This is a genomic window from Wujia sp. (genome assembly GCF_056872695.1).
In genome coordinates, this window is record NZ_DBMFCD010000010.1 from 26897 (window position 1) to 41902 (window position 15006).

27 protein-coding genes are annotated in these 15006 nt (G+C 42.8%); all 27 read left to right on the forward strand.

All coding sequences use genetic code 11. The features are described from left to right. The first annotated feature begins 59 nt into the window (after positions 1 to 59). The 27 genes from ACZQK9_RS09940 (at position 60) to infA (ending at position 15003) form a co-directional block, all read left to right on the forward strand. Positions 60 to 1271, forward strand: a complete 1212-nt coding sequence (locus tag ACZQK9_RS09940; protein ID WP_483270474.1) for a class I SAM-dependent methyltransferase — start codon at positions 60 to 62, stop codon at positions 1269 to 1271. Positions 1272 to 1367: 96 nt separating this feature from the next. Continuing rightward, positions 1368 to 2195, forward strand: a complete 828-nt coding sequence (locus ACZQK9_RS09945) for a DUF6709 family protein (RefSeq protein WP_483270475.1) — start codon at positions 1368 to 1370, stop codon at positions 2193 to 2195. A 387-nt stretch (positions 2196 to 2582) separates the two neighbouring features. Next, entirely contained in the window at positions 2583 to 2894 is a 312-nt protein-coding gene (gene rpsJ, locus ACZQK9_RS09950) for a 30S ribosomal protein S10 (RefSeq protein ID WP_021984701.1), read from the forward strand. 105 nt (positions 2895 to 2999) lie between these two features. Beyond that, positions 3000 to 3683 (forward strand): 50S ribosomal protein L3, encoded by a 684-nt coding sequence (gene rplC, locus ACZQK9_RS09955; protein WP_021984700.1) that lies wholly within the window; start codon positions 3000 to 3002, stop codon positions 3681 to 3683. A 29-nt stretch (positions 3684 to 3712) separates the two neighbouring features. Further along, positions 3713 to 4333 carry a 50S ribosomal protein L4 gene (gene rplD, locus ACZQK9_RS09960; protein ID WP_178017668.1) on the forward strand — a complete coding sequence of 207 codons (621 nt, stop codon included), beginning with the start codon at positions 3713 to 3715 and terminating at the stop codon, positions 4331 to 4333. Beyond that, positions 4333 to 4632: a 50S ribosomal protein L23 gene (rplW, locus tag ACZQK9_RS09965; RefSeq protein ID WP_177981945.1), complete on the forward strand. Its 300-nt coding sequence runs from the start codon at positions 4333 to 4335 to the stop codon at positions 4630 to 4632. The genes rplD and rplW overlap by 1 nt, the downstream gene beginning before the upstream one ends. 61 nt (positions 4633 to 4693) lie before the next feature. Beyond that, a complete protein-coding gene (gene rplB, locus ACZQK9_RS09970) occupies positions 4694 to 5536 on the forward strand; it encodes a 50S ribosomal protein L2 (protein ID WP_178017667.1) in 843 nt (280 codons plus the stop codon). A gap of 11 nt (positions 5537 to 5547) precedes the next feature. Then, the gene (gene rpsS / locus ACZQK9_RS09975; RefSeq protein ID WP_021984696.1) at positions 5548 to 5829 is read left to right on the forward strand and encodes a 30S ribosomal protein S19; all 282 of its coding nucleotides are present in this window, start codon (positions 5548 to 5550) and stop codon (positions 5827 to 5829) included. 20 nt (positions 5830 to 5849) lie between these two features. Further along, the gene (gene rplV / locus ACZQK9_RS09980; protein WP_021984695.1) at positions 5850 to 6236 is read left to right on the forward strand and encodes a 50S ribosomal protein L22; all 387 of its coding nucleotides are present in this window, start codon (positions 5850 to 5852) and stop codon (positions 6234 to 6236) included. A gap of 10 nt (positions 6237 to 6246) precedes the next feature. After that, positions 6247 to 6912 (forward strand): 30S ribosomal protein S3, encoded by a 666-nt coding sequence (gene rpsC, locus ACZQK9_RS09985; RefSeq protein ID WP_021984694.1) that lies wholly within the window; start codon positions 6247 to 6249, stop codon positions 6910 to 6912. Next, positions 6912 to 7352 (forward strand): 50S ribosomal protein L16, encoded by a 441-nt coding sequence (gene rplP, locus ACZQK9_RS09990; RefSeq protein ID WP_021984693.1) that lies wholly within the window; start codon positions 6912 to 6914, stop codon positions 7350 to 7352. Before rpsC ends, rplP begins: the two co-directional genes overlap by 1 nt. Further along, positions 7336 to 7545: a 50S ribosomal protein L29 gene (rpmC, locus tag ACZQK9_RS09995; RefSeq protein WP_177981955.1), complete on the forward strand. Its 210-nt coding sequence runs from the start codon at positions 7336 to 7338 to the stop codon at positions 7543 to 7545. Before rplP ends, rpmC begins: the two co-directional genes overlap by 17 nt. 21 nt (positions 7546 to 7566) lie before the next feature. Beyond that, positions 7567 to 7824, forward strand: coding sequence for a 30S ribosomal protein S17 (gene rpsQ, locus ACZQK9_RS10000; RefSeq protein WP_177982119.1), 258 nt, complete (start codon positions 7567 to 7569; stop codon positions 7822 to 7824). Between the two features lie 15 nt (positions 7825 to 7839). Then, a complete protein-coding gene (rplN, locus tag ACZQK9_RS10005; RefSeq protein WP_021984690.1) occupies positions 7840 to 8208 on the forward strand; it encodes a 50S ribosomal protein L14 in 369 nt (122 codons plus the stop codon). 12 nt (positions 8209 to 8220) lie between these two features. After that, positions 8221 to 8538 carry a 50S ribosomal protein L24 gene (gene rplX, locus ACZQK9_RS10010; protein WP_021984689.1) on the forward strand — a complete coding sequence of 106 codons (318 nt, stop codon included), beginning with the start codon at positions 8221 to 8223 and terminating at the stop codon, positions 8536 to 8538. 23 nt (positions 8539 to 8561) lie between these two features. After that, entirely contained in the window at positions 8562 to 9101 is a 540-nt protein-coding gene (rplE, locus tag ACZQK9_RS10015; RefSeq protein WP_178017666.1) for a 50S ribosomal protein L5, read from the forward strand. 13 nt (positions 9102 to 9114) lie between these two features. Continuing rightward, positions 9115 to 9300: a type Z 30S ribosomal protein S14 gene (locus tag ACZQK9_RS10020; protein WP_021984687.1), complete on the forward strand. Its 186-nt coding sequence runs from the start codon at positions 9115 to 9117 to the stop codon at positions 9298 to 9300. A 31-nt stretch (positions 9301 to 9331) separates the two neighbouring features. Continuing rightward, positions 9332 to 9733, forward strand: coding sequence for a 30S ribosomal protein S8 (rpsH, locus tag ACZQK9_RS10025; protein ID WP_178017665.1), 402 nt, complete (start codon positions 9332 to 9334; stop codon positions 9731 to 9733). Between the two features lie 43 nt (positions 9734 to 9776). After that, positions 9777 to 10316 (forward strand): 50S ribosomal protein L6, encoded by a 540-nt coding sequence (gene rplF / locus ACZQK9_RS10030; protein WP_178017664.1) that lies wholly within the window; start codon positions 9777 to 9779, stop codon positions 10314 to 10316. A gap of 17 nt (positions 10317 to 10333) precedes the next feature. Next, positions 10334 to 10702: a 50S ribosomal protein L18 gene (rplR, locus tag ACZQK9_RS10035; protein ID WP_021984684.1), complete on the forward strand. Its 369-nt coding sequence runs from the start codon at positions 10334 to 10336 to the stop codon at positions 10700 to 10702. 18 nt (positions 10703 to 10720) lie between these two features. Continuing rightward, positions 10721 to 11230: a 30S ribosomal protein S5 gene (gene rpsE / locus ACZQK9_RS10040; RefSeq protein WP_021984683.1), complete on the forward strand. Its 510-nt coding sequence runs from the start codon at positions 10721 to 10723 to the stop codon at positions 11228 to 11230. A 14-nt stretch (positions 11231 to 11244) separates the two neighbouring features. Then, on the forward strand, positions 11245 to 11427 hold the full coding sequence (gene rpmD, locus ACZQK9_RS10045) for a 50S ribosomal protein L30 (protein ID WP_021984682.1): 183 nt from the start codon (positions 11245 to 11247) through the stop codon (positions 11425 to 11427). 23 nt (positions 11428 to 11450) lie between these two features. Further along, positions 11451 to 11891 (forward strand): 50S ribosomal protein L15, encoded by a 441-nt coding sequence (rplO, locus tag ACZQK9_RS10050; RefSeq protein WP_021984681.1) that lies wholly within the window; start codon positions 11451 to 11453, stop codon positions 11889 to 11891. A gap of 1 nt (position 11892) precedes the next feature. Continuing rightward, on the forward strand, positions 11893 to 13206 hold the full coding sequence (gene secY / locus ACZQK9_RS10055; RefSeq protein WP_216507929.1) for a preprotein translocase subunit SecY: 1314 nt from the start codon (positions 11893 to 11895) through the stop codon (positions 13204 to 13206). Between the two features lie 118 nt (positions 13207 to 13324). Next, positions 13325 to 13966, forward strand: coding sequence for an adenylate kinase (locus ACZQK9_RS10060; protein ID WP_021984679.1), 642 nt, complete (start codon positions 13325 to 13327; stop codon positions 13964 to 13966). Positions 13967 to 13986: 20 nt separating this feature from the next. Continuing rightward, complete coding sequence (gene map, locus ACZQK9_RS10065) at positions 13987 to 14754, forward strand: type I methionyl aminopeptidase (RefSeq protein ID WP_216507930.1); 768 nt, start codon at positions 13987 to 13989, stop codon at positions 14752 to 14754. Positions 14755 to 14784: 30 nt separating this feature from the next. Beyond that, positions 14785 to 15003 carry a translation initiation factor IF-1 gene (gene infA, locus ACZQK9_RS10070; RefSeq protein ID WP_021984677.1) on the forward strand — a complete coding sequence of 73 codons (219 nt, stop codon included), beginning with the start codon at positions 14785 to 14787 and terminating at the stop codon, positions 15001 to 15003. Positions 15004 to 15006 lie beyond the last annotated feature (3 nt).

Consider the following 15006-nt stretch of genomic DNA (forward strand, 5'->3'; position numbering starts at 1 on the left):
TTGAAACATGTACGATGGTTAGATATAATAAAACCATATATGGAAAAAGAGGCTTCATTATGGAGAAAGTAAAAGAACAGATTAAACGGCTGCTTCCTCAGATGACGCGGGTCATTGTGAGCAACCGGCAGGATAAAACATATCAATATCGGAAAGTGGAAGTCACATGGACGACGGTACGTGGAAAAGAGCTGTGCCAGATTGCGGCGTATACCGAAAAGCAGGTCTTTCAGGAAAATGTTGCTATAGATGAACTTGCAGACAAACTGCTGGTGCATTTTCCGGAGCATCTGTGCCAGATGAATATATTCACAGAAGAAAAAGAATATAGCTTCAAGATGACAAAGAAGGGAAAACTTCTGACGAATGCAACCAGACTTCCGGCGAAGCAGTCCGGTAGGTCGAAGCTTGCAAAGACAAGTGGCAGTGATGTGGCAGACTTAGCGGATAAGATGAATAGCCGCCGGGGGGAGCATAATCGTAAGAAAAACTATATCCTGCAGGAGGGTATGATCATCCCGCCGCTCGTGGATATGGGAGTTTTCACGAAAGAGGGAAAGGTTGTCCGCCCGATGTACGACAAGTACAAACAGATCAACCGGTTTGTGGAGCTTGTCGATGATGTGCTGAAGAACGAAACGAAGGATGAGATACATATTTTAGACTTTGGATGCGGCAAATCCTATCTGACGTTTGTCCTCTATTATTATATAGTAGAAATCCGAAAGAAAAAGGCAGAGATCATCGGACTGGATCTGAAGGAAGATGTGATTCGACACTGCAATGAAACCGCAGAAAAATACGGCTATGATCACCTGCATTTTGAACTCGGCGATATCAACGGCTACAAGACGAAGATGCCGGTAGACATGGTTGTGACGCTGCATGCGTGTGATACGGCGACCGATTATGCGCTCTTTAATGCAGTACAGTGGAATGCAAAATACATCCTGTCTGTGCCATGCTGCCAGCATGAGGTAAATGGACAGATTGAAAGCGAATTGCTGGCACCGATGATGGACTACGGCATCATTAAAGAACGCATGGCGGCGCTTGCGACAGACGCGATACGCGCTAACATGTTAATATACCGGGGATACAAGACACAGGTTCTGGAATTTGTCGATTTTGCACATTCACCGAAGAATCTGCTGATCCGCGCTGTAAAATCTGCAATCCCGAAAGAAAAGCGGGAACGCAGTTTGCAGGAAGTTGAACGTATGTGCGAGGAGATGCACATCGTTCCTTCTATATATAATCTACTAAAGTAGAAGAGAGAGGAGGAGCCCAATGAAACGAAGTTTCATTAATACAAATGGTTCCGACGAAATGCCGCCGAGCGGCAAAACACAAAGAGGAGGGAAATTATGAAACCAAAGAAAGAGAACAAAAAAGGCGGGGCAGTCTTAAGCCTGGTGATTGGAATTATATTTGTGCTTTTAGCAGGTATACTTTTCATCGGCGACATGGAATATCTGCTCGGCGGAAAAGCAAAAGATTTGAATGAGATTGCAGCCAATGTCCGCCCGCAGAAGGATGATCACGTAAGAACAGACAGCTATCTTGTGCTTGGAAACTTTGCAGAGACACAGCATAAGATCAACGGAATCATTCCGGTAGGGAAAGAACAGCATTATGCGATTGTCCTTGGCGATGATAGCATGACGGATATTTCCGAGGCAAAGGTGATTGTGCTTACAGTCAAAAACAAGAAGACAATCGAAAAACTCGATGAACTTGCAAATGATGATAATGCAAACTTCAGCGATGCAATTGCGATTGAAGGACAGATCCGTACACTGGATCCGGAAATCGAAGGCTATTACAGAGATGCACTGGCGTCATCCGGCATTACAGATTACTGCGATTATTATACAGTCGCAGTCGATGCAACCCAGACAAGATTATTCGGCTGGCTTCTGGTGATTGGTGTGCTGGCAATCGGTGTGCTCTGCATTGTAGCGTTTGCAAAGATTAACAAGCAGATCAAGAATGAGAAGAATCTTGCTTATACAAATGCAACACCGGCGATGGGACAGCCGGGCAATCCGTATGTAAATCCGGTAACCGGACAGCCGTATGATGCAGGCGTAGTAAATCCAGTCACGGGACAGACGTACAACCAGACACCGGATGGAACCTCAAGTGTTCCATATACACCGGGACAGAATACAGACAACACCCCATATTCATAACAAGTGTATTATTATAGAAGAAACACACAAAAATATCAAAAAGATACGGAATCTGGCAGACAATACCAGCGTATCGAAAAAAATACAAAAAAATAAAAAAAACTCTTGCATTTACAGGTGGTATTGAGTATAATAACCCTTGCTGTGACATTGATAGCGTAGAAGCGAAGGTTGCTATGTAAGACATAGGTTTTTCGTGGAGCGAATGTCAATTAACGATAACTGGCGACAAGTCACTGTACTCAATAACCATCTGGCAATGCCAGAGATGACGTGTGAAGATATCTGAAACACTTCAGTGTGAGATAAGATAAGAAACACACGGGAAAGTTGTACAGTCACCACTTGTCGTACTACAAAAAGTGCGAAAAGGAGGCGGCTTTTTTTATGGCAAGTCAAGTAATGAGAATCACATTGAAGGCGTACGATCACAAGTTAATCGATCAGGCTGCAAAGCAGATCATCGAGACGATCAAGAGTACAGGAGCAAAGGTTTCAGGTCCTGTTCCAATGCCTACAAAGGTTGAGAAGATCACAATCCTCAGAGCTGTTCATAAGTATAAGGATTCCAGAGAACAGTTCGAGCAGAGAACTCACAAGAGACTCATTGATGTACTTACACCATCACAGAAGACAATCGATGCTCTTCAGAAGCTTGATGTTTCAGCTGGTGTATATGTTAATGTAAAGATGAAGTAATTCATCAAATCAAAAAGTTTATTGCAGTACCTAATTACGCGAAAGCGAATTTAGAATGATTGCTCCGGCAATCCGCTGTGAATTAAAATTAGGAGGAAAAATTTCATGAAGAAGGCTATTTTAGCAACAAAAGTCGGAATGACTCAAATCTTCAACGAAGATGGTGTTTTAACACCAGTAACAGTTTTACAGGCTGGACCATGTGTTGTAACTCAGGTAAAGACAGTTGACAACGACGGTTACGATGCAGTACAGGTTGGTTTCGGCGAAAAGAAAGAAAGAGTAACAACAAAGGATGTTTCTGGAAAGAAAGTAATCAGAAACCCACATGGCGCTGGTAAGGCAGAGGTTGGTCACTTCAAGAAGGCTGGCACAACACCTAAGAAGTTTGTTCGTGAGTTCAGACTTGAGAACGTAGCTGATTACAACGCAGGTGATGAGATCAAGGCTGATATCTTTGCAGAGGGTGACAAGATTGATGTTACTGCAAAGTCAAAGGGTAAGGGATACGCAGGCGGTATCAAGAGATTCGGTATGAAGTCTGGTCCTTCTGCTCACGGTTCCAAGTATCATCGTCATGCAGGTTCCAATGGTTCTGCAACAACACCAGGTAGAGTATTCAAGGGTAAGAAGATGCCTGGACATATGGGTAATGTAAGAGTTACAGTACAGAACCTTGAGATTGTTAAGATAGATGTAGAGAACAACGTAATTTTGGTAAAGGGTGCCGTACCTGGACCAAAGAAATCATTAGTAATGATTAAGGAAACAGTAAAGACTGGCAAATAAGCCGGGCTTTCAGGAAGGAGGATCATTAGATGGCAACAGTAGCAGTTTATAACATCGAAGGTAAAGAAGTAGACAAGCTTGAGCTTAACGACAACGTATTCGGTGTTGAGATAAATGAGCATTTAGTACATCTGGCAGTTGTAAGCCAGTTAGCAAACGGTCGTCAGGGTACACAGAGCGCAAAGACACGTTCTGAAGTATCAGGTGGCGGAAGAAAGCCTTGGAGACAGAAGGGAACAGGTCATGCAAGACAGGGTTCTACAAGATCTCCACAGTGGACAGGCGGTGGCGTTGTATTTGCACCAAAGCCAAGAGATTATTCTATGAAGATGAACAAGAGAGAGAAGCAGATCGCTATCAAGTCTGCACTCACATCAAAGGTTCAGGATTCTAAGCTTATCGTAGTTGATGAGTTCAAGCTTGATGAGATTAAGACATCTAAGTTTGTACAGATCCTTGACAACTTAAAGGCTCCTAAGGCTTTGGTTGTAACAAAGGATAAGGATGAGAAGGTTGTTCTTTCAGCAAGAAACATCCCAACAGTTAAGACAACTATGACAAATTCAATTAACGTATATGACATTCTTAAGTATGATTCGCTTGTAATCACTAAGGATGCTGTTGCAGCAATCGAGGAGGTGTATGCATAATGGCAGATATTAAGTATTATGACGTTATCCTTAAGCCGGTTCTTACAGAGAAGAGTATGAACGCTATGGCTGAGAAGAAGTACACTTTCCTTGTTCATCCGGAAGCTACCAAGGCTCAGGTTAAGGAAGCTGTAGAGAAGATGTTCGAGGGAGCAAAGGTTGCTAAGGTCAACACAATGAACCAGGATGGTAAGACAAAGAGACGTGGAATGACCTACGGCAAGACAGCAAAGACTAAGAAGGCAATCGTTCAGCTTACAGCTGAGAGCGCTGACATCGAGTTATTCGAAGGTCTTTAAGATTTAACACTATGTGCAATAAAAGCACGATAATAAATTGAGATTCGAAAGGAGAACAACAATGGGAATTAAGTCATATAACCCATATACACCTTCCAGACGAAACATGACAGGTCTTGATTTCGTTGAGATTACAAAGAGTGTTCCTGAGAAGTCTCTTCTTGCAAAGAAGGATAAGACAGCAGGACGTAATAACCAGGGTAAGATTACAGTAAGACATCACGGCGGTGGAAACAGACAGAAGTACAGAATGATCGACTTCAAGAGAACAAAGGATGATATCCCTGCTAAGGTAGCTGCAATCGAGTACGATCCAAACAGAACAGCAAACATCGCACTGCTTCACTATGCAGACGGTGAGAAGGCATACATCATTGCTCCAGTTGGACTTAAGGTTGGCGACGAGCTTATGAATGGTGCAAATGCAGAAATCAAGGTTGGTAACTGCTTACCACTTGCAAATATCCCAGTTGGTACTGAGATTCACAATATTGAGCTTTATCCTGGAAAGGGCGCACAGCTTGTACGTTCCGCAGGTAACTCCGCTCAGCTCATGGCAAAGGAAGGCAAGTATGCAACACTCAGACTTCCATCCGGAGAAATGAGAATGGTTCCTATCGTTTGCCGTGCAACAATCGGTCAGGTTGGTAATATCGAGCACGGACTTGTTAACATCGGTAAAGCAGGACGTAAGCGTCACATGGGTGTCCGCCCAACAGTACGTGGTTCTGTTATGAACCCGAACGATCACCCACATGGTGGTGGTGAAGGTAGAGCACCGATCGGTCGTTCTGGCCCATCTACTCCTTGGGGTAAGCCGGCACTGGGACTTAAGACCAGAAAGAAGAACAAGCAGTCTAACAAGTATATTGTAAGAACAAGAGACGGTAAGAACGTTAAGTAAGGAGGTAAGTTATGGCTCGTTCATTAAAGAAAGGACCATTTGCAGATGGTTATTTGTTAAAGAAGATAGATGCTATGAACGCTGACAACAAGAAGGACGTCATTAAGACATGGTCACGTCGTTCAACAATCTTCCCATCATTCGTTGGTCATACAATCGCTGTATATGATGGAAGAAAGCATGTGCCTGTATATGTAACTGAGGATATGGTTGGTCATAAGCTCGGTGAGTTCGTTGCAACAAGAACATACAGAGGACATGGCAAGGATGAGAAGAAGGGTAAGAAGAGATAAGTCGAAAGGAGGACACATTCATGGCAAAAGGACATAGATCCCAGATTAAGAGACTCAGAAATGAGAATAAGGATACAAGACCTAAGGCTACTGTTTCATACGCTAGAGTATCAGTAACAAAGGCATGTTTCGTATTAGATGCGATCAGAGGCAAGGATGTAACTTCAGCACTTGGTATTCTTGCTTACAACAATCGTTATGCATCAAAGGTAATTGAGAAGTTATTGAAGTCCGCTATTGCGAATGCAGAGAACAACAACGGTATGAAGGTAGAAGATCTTTACATCGCTGAGTGTTATGCAAACAAAGGACCAACAATGAAGAGAATTCAGCCGAGAGCACAGGGTAGAGCTTACAGAATCGAGAAGAGAACAAGCCACATCACTGTTGTGCTGGATGCAAGATAGGAGGTAAGCAATGGGACAGAAAGTTAATCCACATGGTTTAAGAGTCGGAATCATCAAGGATTGGGATTCAAAGTGGTATGCTGATACCAAGGACGGAGAATTCTCAGACAACCTTGTTGAGGACTATAAAATTCGTGAGTTTTTAAAGAAAGAGCTTTACTCAGCAAACATCTCTAAGATCGAGATCGAGAGAACTGCTGATAAGGTAAGAGTAAACTTATATACAGCTAAGCCTGGTGTAGTAATCGGTAAGGGCGGCGCTGGAATCAACGAGATCAAGGCTAAGCTTCAGAAGCTTACTTCAAAGAAGCTTTTCATCGACATCAAGGAGATTAAGAAGCCGGATCTTGATGCTCAGTTAGTAGCAGAGAACATTGCACAGCAGCTTGAGAATCGTATCTCATTCAGACGTGCTATGAAGTCTTGCATGAGCAGAACAATGAAGATGGGCGCACTTGGTATCAAGGCTTGCTGTTCAGGACGTCTTGGTGGTGCAGATATGGCTAGAACAGAGTTCTATACAGAGGGTAAGATTCCTCTTCAGACTCTTCGTGCTAACATCGATTATGGTTTTGCTGAGGCAAACACAACTTACGGTAAAGTTGGTGTTAAGGTATGGGTTTACCACGGTGAAGTACTTCCTACTAAAGGAAACAAGGAAGGGAGCGATAAATAATGTTAATGCCTAAGAGAGTAAAGCGTCGTAAGCAGTTCAGAGGCACTATGGCTGGTAAGGCGCTTCGTGGAAATAAGATTACAAACGGTGAATATGGTATCGTAGCGCTTGAGCCTGCTTGGATCAAGTCCAATCAGATCGAGGCTGCCCGTATCGCTATGACAAGATATGTAAAGCGTAATGGTAAAGTCTGGATCAAGATTTTCCCTGACAAGCCGGTAACAGCAAAGCCTGCTGAAACTCGTATGGGTTCTGGTAAGGGTGCTCTGGAGTACTGGGTAGCAGTCGTTAAGCCAGGCAGAGTTATGTTTGAAATCGCAGGTGTGCCAGAGGAGACAGCAAAGGAAGCTCTTCGTCTCGCTACACACAAGCTGCCTGTAAAGTGTAAGATCGTATCAAAAGCAGATTTAGACAAGGAGGTTAATGGCGGTGAAGCTTAAGGATTATAAGAACGAATTAAACGCAAAGTCTCTGGAAGAATTACAGAGCGAGTTAGTAGCTGCTAAGAAGGAATTATTCAACTTGAGATTCCAGAACGCCACTAACCAGCTTGAGAATACAAGCAGAATTAAGGTTGTTCGTAAGAACATTGCCAGAATTCAGACATTGATCGCTCAGAAGGCGAACGCATAATTATCGTAAAAGGAGGAACATATTGTGGACAGAAATCTGAGAAAAACACGTGTAGGTTTAGTTACAAGTGATAAGATGGACAAGACAATCGTTGTGTCAATCGTTGATAATGTAAAGCATCCTCTTTACGGTAAGATTGTAAAGAGAACTTACAAGCTCAAGGCACATGATGAGAATAATGAGTGTAAAGTTGGCGATAGAGTAAGAGTAATGGAGACAAGACCTTTGTCAAAGGATAAGAGATGGAGACTTGTCGAGATTATCGAGAAGGCTAAGTAAGGAGGCGCAGACAAAATGGTACAGCAGGAAACAAGACTTAGAGTTGCTGATAATACAGGTGCTAAGGAAATCCTCTGCATTCGTGTATTAGGCGGTTCTACAAGAAGATATGCAAATATCGGTGATGTCATCGTTGCCTCAGTCAAAGACGCAACACCAGGCGGAGTTGTAAAAAAAGGTGATGTTGTGAAAGCCGTAGTTGTACGTTCTAAGAAGGGTGCTCGTCGTAAGGACGGTTCCTACATCAAGTTTGATGAGAACGCAGCAGTTATTATTAAGGATGACGGAAATCCAAGAGGAACACGTATTTTTGGACCTGTCGCTAGAGAATTGAGAGACAAGAAGTTCATGAAGATCGTGTCTCTTGCACCAGAAGTATTATAGGAGGTAGCGACGATGGCAACTATGAAGATTAAAAAAGACGATATGGTTCAGGTCATTGCCGGTAAGGATAAGGGCAAAGAAGGTAAGGTATTATCTGTTGATGCTAAGAACAACAAGGTACTTGTTGAGGGTGTAAACATCGTTCACAAGCACAGCAAGCCAAGCATGCAGAACCAGCAGGGCGGAATCATTGATAAGGAAGCTCCTATCGACCTTTCAAACGTTATGTATCTCTACAAGGGCAAGCCAGTTCGCGTAGGCTTCCAGGGTGAGAAGAAAGATAAGGTCAGAGTAGCCAAGATCGATGGCAAGACAGAAGTTATCGATTAATATAGGGAAGGAGGCAGAAGATTTTGAGCAGACTTAGAGATTTATATAGCAACGAAATTAAAGATGCTATGGTTAAGAAGTTTGGATATAAGAATGTAATGCAGATTCCAAAGCTTGATAAGATCGTTATCAACATGGGCGTTGGAGAAGCAAAGGAAAACGCAAAGGTTTTAGATACTGCAATCAAGGATCTTGAGACAATCACAGGTCAGAAGGCAGTTGTAACACGTGCTAAGAAGTCCGTAGCGAACTTCAAGTTAAGAGAAGGTATGCCAATCGGATGTAAGGTAACACTTCGTGGCGAGAAGATGTATGAGTTTACAGACAGACTTGTAAACCTTGCACTTCCACGAGTACGTGACTTTAGAGGTGTAAATCCAGATGCTTTTGATGGTAGAGGTAACTATGCATTGGGTATCAAGGAGCAGCTTATTTTCCCTGAAATCGAGTACGATAAGGTTGATAAGGTAAGAGGTATGGATATCATCTTCGTTACCACAGCTGAGACAGACGAGGAAGCTCGTGAGTTATTGACTTTGTTCGGTATGCCATTTAAGAAGTAGGAGGAAATGAACTATGGCTAAAACATCTATGAAGGTTAAGCAGCAGCGTCCTCAGAAGTTTTCTACCAGAGAGTACACTCGTTGCAAGATTTGTGGTCGTCCACATTCAGTTTTGAGAAAATATGGAATTTGTAGAGTATGTTTCCGTGAGTTAGCATACAAGGGACAGATACCAGGCGTTAAGAAGTCAAGCTGGTAAGAGTGAAGAAGAATAAGGAGGAAACAAAGCTATGTCAATGAGCGATCCAATTGCAGATATGCTTACAAGAATCCGTAATGCAAATACTGCAAAACATGATACAGTAGATATACCTGCTTCTAAGATGAAGCTGGCGATTGCAGACATTCTCCTCAAGGAAGGTTATGTCAAGGCAGTTGACGTTGTTGAGGAAGGAAACTTCAAGACAATCAAGATTACACTTAAGTATGGTGCAAACAAGAACGAGAAGATCCTTACAGGTCTTAAGAGAATCTCTAAGCCGGGTCTTCGTGTATATGCATCAAAGGATGAGCTTCCAAAGGTACTCGGTGGCCTCGGTACAGCAATCATCTCTACAAATAAGGGTGTATTAACAGACAAGGAAGCAAGAAAAGAAAATGTTGGTGGAGAAGTACTGGCTTTCATTTGGTAGTCGGGATTTTCCACAAGAGAATAATTAAGGAGGACAAGGCGAAATGTCACGAATCGGAAGAATGCCTATCGCTATTCCGGCAGGCGTAACTGTTGAGATAGCAGAAAATAATAAGGTGACTGTAAAGGGACCAAAAGGAACTCTTGAGAGAGTACTTCCAGCAGAGATGGAGATCAAGCAGGAAGGCGAAGAGATCCTCGTAAACAGACCAAACGACTTGAAGAAGATGCGTTCACTTCATGGTCTTACAAGAACTCTCATCCACAACATGGTAGTCGGTGTAACTGAGGGTTATACAAAGGTTTTGGAAGTTAATGGTGTTGGTTACAGAGCAGCTAAGCAGGGTAACAAGCTGAACCTTGCACTTGGTTACTCTCATCCAGTTGAGATGGTTGATCCAGAAGGTATCACAACAACTGTAGATGGTAACAAGATCACTGTTAGCGGTATCGACAAGGAAAAGGTTGGCCAGTATGCTGCCGAAATCCGTGAGAAGAGAGCCCCAGAACCATATAAGGGCAAGGGTATCAAGTACGTTGATGAAGTTATCAGACGTAAAGTTGGTAAGACTGGTAAGAAATAATAAGGGAGTGAAAAGATATGATTAAAAAGGAATCAAGAAGTGCTATTCGTATTAAGAAGCATTTAAGAGTTCGTAACCGTTTTAGCGGCACTGCTGAAAGACCAAGACTTGCTGTATTCAGAAGTAATAATCATATGTACGCTCAGATTATTGACGATACAGTTGGTAACACTTTAGTGTCAGCTTCAACAGTTCAGAAGGACGTAAAGGATCAGTTAGAGAAGACAAATGATGTAGCAGCAGCTGCTTATCTTGGCAAGGTAATTGCACAGAAGGCACTTGATGCTGGCATCAAAGAAGTAGTCTTTGACAGAGGCGGTTTTATATATCAGGGTAAGATTCAGGCTTTGGCTGATGCAGCCAGAGAAGCTGGTCTTGAATTCTAATAGGGAGGAGAACAACACATGAAACGTGAAATTATCGATGCTTCTAATTTAGAATTGGAAGATAGCGTAGTAAACATTAAGCGTGTCACCAAGGTTGTAAAAGGTGGACGTAACATGAGATTTGCTGCTCTTGTAGTTGTCGGAGATAAGAACGGACACGTAGGTGCCGGCTTAGGTAAGGCAGCTGAGGTCCCTGAGGCAATCCGCAAGGCAAAAGAGGACGCAATCAAGAAACTTGTAAAAGTTGATATCAATGAGAATGGAAGTATTCCATATGATTATACAGGTAAGTTCGGCAGCGCAAGCGTTCTGCTGAAGTCTTCACCAGAAGGTACTGGTATCATCGCTGGTGGTCCTGCTCGTAAGGTATTGGAGCTTGCAGGATACAAGAACATCCGTACAAAGTCTCTCGGCTCTAACAACAAGCAGAATGTTGTTCTTGCTACAATCGAGGGTCTTAAGGCAATTAAGTCCCCAGAAGAGATTGCAAAACTCCGTGGTAAGTCTTTAGACGAGATTCTTAACTAAGGAGGTAATTTGAGATGGCAGATAAGGTAAAAGTAACATTAGTAAAGTCACCAATTGGTGCAATTCCTAAGCATAGAGCAACTGTGAAAGCACTTGGTCTTACAAAGATGCATAAGACTGTTGAACTTCCAAACAATGATGCTACAATGGGAATGGTACAGCAGGTTCGTCACTTAGTAAAAGTAGAAGAAGCTTAATTTTGTTAGAAGGAGGAACAGTCATGAATTTATCAAGTTTAAAGCCAGCTGAAGGCGCTGTATCAAGCGATAGCTTCAGAAGAGGCCGTGGACATGGTTCAGGAAATGGTAAGACTGCCGGTAAGGGCCACAAGGGTCAGAAGGCTCGTTCTGGAGCTCCAAGACCAGGCTTCGAAGGTGGACAGATGCCACTTTACAGAAGAATCCCTAAGAGAGGATTCACAAGCAGAAATCACAAGGAGATCGTTGCAATCAACCTTTCCGTTCTCGAGAGATTTGAAGATGGTGCAGAAGTATCTGTAGCTTCATTAATCGAGGCAGGTGTTGTAAAGAATCCTAGAGATGGTGTTAAGATTTTAGGAAATGGAGAGTTGACTAAAAAGCTTACTGTTAAGGCAAATGCATTCAGTAAGGCCGCTGCAGAGAAGATCGAAGCTCTTGGTGGAAAAGCAGAGGTGATTTAGTATGTTCAAAACCTTACGTGACGCTTTTAAGGTCAAAGAGATCCGTATGGGATTACTCTTTACATTCTTTGTCCTGATAGTCATCCGTTTTGGTTCATTGATCCCGGTACCGGGACTGAATACAGTCGCAATCAAGGAATATTTGGAGAGCGCGCTCGGTGATGCAAACAGCTTCCTGAGCTCGTTTACCGGTGGTTCCTTTACACAGATGTCTATTTTTGCACTGAATGTAACACCATATATTACTTCTTCCATTATCATCCAGCTTCTTACCATTGCAATTCCGGCATTGGAGGAGATGCAGAAGGACGGCGAAGACGGAAGAAAGAAGATTACAGCCATTACAAGATATGTAACAATCTTTTTGGCAGTAATTGAGAGTCTCGGACTTGTTATCGGTTTCGACCGTGGACATTATATGACAGTTACCGGACCACTTGGATATCTGCTGGTTATCATTACATTGACAACCGGTAGTGCATTCGTTATGTGGCTTGGTGAACGCGTGACGGAAAAAGGTGTTGGCAACGGTATTTCCATTATCCTGTTGATAAACATCGTATCCAGAATGCCGAGTGATTTTTCAGATTTATATACGAAGTTCATGAAGGGTCAGGATATTGTAGATCAGGTAATCGCTGGTGCGATTATTCTGGCAGTTATACTTGTAACAACAATCTTGGTTGTTCTGTTACAGGGCGGAGTCAGAAAGATTCCGGTACAGCATGCACAGAAGGTACAGGGAAGAAGAATGATGGGCGGACAGCAGAGCCATATTCCTCTGAAAGTCAATACATCAAGCGTTATCCCGGTTATCTTCGCATCCTCTATTCTGTCTGTACCAATGGTTGTTGTAAACTTGTTCAACATTAATACCAGTGGTGTATGGGCAAAGATTTTAAGAGGTATGAATTCTAATTACTGGTTTAACTCTGCATATCCATGGGCAAGTGTAGGTCTGATTATATACATCCTGTTGGTTGTATTCTTCGCATATTTCTATACATCGGTTACATTTAATCCGATGGAAGTAGCAAACAACTTAAAGAAGAGCGGTGGATTTATCCCGGGTATCCGTCCGGGTAAGCCGACACAGGATTACTTAAATAAAATACTGAATTACATCGTATTTATCGGTGCGGTTGGTCTGTTGATTGTTGCGATTATTCCAATCTTCTTCAATGGAATGTTTGGTGCAAATGTATCATTCGGCGGAACCTCACTCATCATTATCGTAGGTGTAGTTCTTGAGACGATTGATCAGATCGAGTCTAAGATGATTGTACGAAATTATTCAGGATTCTTGAATGATTAAATGTCGATAAAAGGAAGCAGGAGTGTATTCTATGGGTACATTCCTATTCCTAGTTATAGGGAAATAAATTTTGTGGAACCAAAAAGCATAGAGAATGAAAGTATGGAGGGACAATAATTTGAAGATTATTATGTTAGGCGCACCTGGTGCAGGTAAAGGAACACAGGCAAAGATGTTAGCTGAGAAGTACGGAATTCCACACATCTCAACAGGTGATATTTTCCGTGCGAACATCAAGAATGGTACAGAGCTTGGCGCAAAGGCAAAGGAATACATGGATAAGGGTCTGCTTGTTCCGGATGAACTGGTTGTAGATCTGATCATGGATCGTTTCAAAGCAGATGACTGTAAGAACGGATATATCCTGGACGGATTCCCAAGAACCATTCCACAGGCAGAGGCACTTGATGCTGCACTTGCTGCAAATGGCGAGAAGATTGACTATGCAGTGAATGTGGAAGTACCAGATGAGAACATTGTAAATAGAATGTCCGGCAGACGTGCATGCGTAGGCTGTGGTGCAACCTATCACATCGTATATAACCCAACTAAGGTAGAAGGTAAGTGTGATACTTGTGGCGCTGATTTGATCCTGCGTGATGACGACAAGCCGGAGACAGTCCTGAACCGTTTGAAGGTTTACCATGAGCAGACACAGCCGCTGATCGACTTCTATACAAAGAAGGGTGTCATCGCTGAGGTAGACGGAACAAAGGATATGAAGGACGTATTTGATGCGATTGTAGCTATTTTAGGTTAATATCTGTATCGGAGTTCAAAATGGCGATCATAATCAAAACAGAACATGAGATAGAGCTTATGCGTAAGGCGGGAGAAATTCTCGCCCAGACGCATGAGGAATTGAAGAAAATTATAAAACCGGGCATATCCACATATGAGATTGACAAATGCGGTGAGGATTTTATCCGAAGCTGCGGATGTGAACCGTCATTCCTGAATTATCAGGGATATCCGGCATCCATCTGTGTCTCAGTGAATGATGAGGTTGTACACGGCATACCGTCCAAGGAACGGATTTTGCAGGAAGGCGATATTGTCAGCCTCGATGCCGGAGTTATATACAAAGGATATCACTCGGATGCTGCAAGAACGTACGGTGTCGGAACGATTGATTCGGAATCGGAGCAATTGATTCAGGTGACAAAAGAGAGTTTTTTTCAGGCTCTGGCACAATGTCGGGCGGGAAAACATATAAATGATATATCCAAAGCGGTTTTTGGGTACGTTACAAAAAGAGGATATTCGGCTGTCCGTGATCTGGTCGGACATGGTGTAGGTGCACATCTCCATGAAGACCCGAACGTGCCGAATTACCCGAAGCTGTTCAAAGGACCAAAGTTAAAACCGGGGATGGTCATAGCAATTGAGCCGATGATTAACATCGGAAGCTATAAGGTAGGCTGGTTGAATGATGACTGGACGGTCGTTACAATGGATGGCTCACGTTCCGCACATTATGAAAATACAGTGCTGATCACCGAGGGAGATCCGGAGATCTTATCACGTGCAGAGGGATTGGAATTATAATATAAATCAATAAATTAAGGAGGATATGATATGCCAAAGGCAGACGAAATCGAAATGGAAGGAACCGTATTGGAGAAGCTTCCAAATGCAATGTTTCAGGTAGAATTAGAGAATGGGCTTAAAGTACTTGCCCATATCAGTGGAAAGCTCAGAATGAATTATATTAAAATCCTTCCGGGCGACAAAGTAACTGTGGTTTTATCTCCATATGATCTTACAAAGGGAAGAATCACCTGGAGAGCAAAATAAATT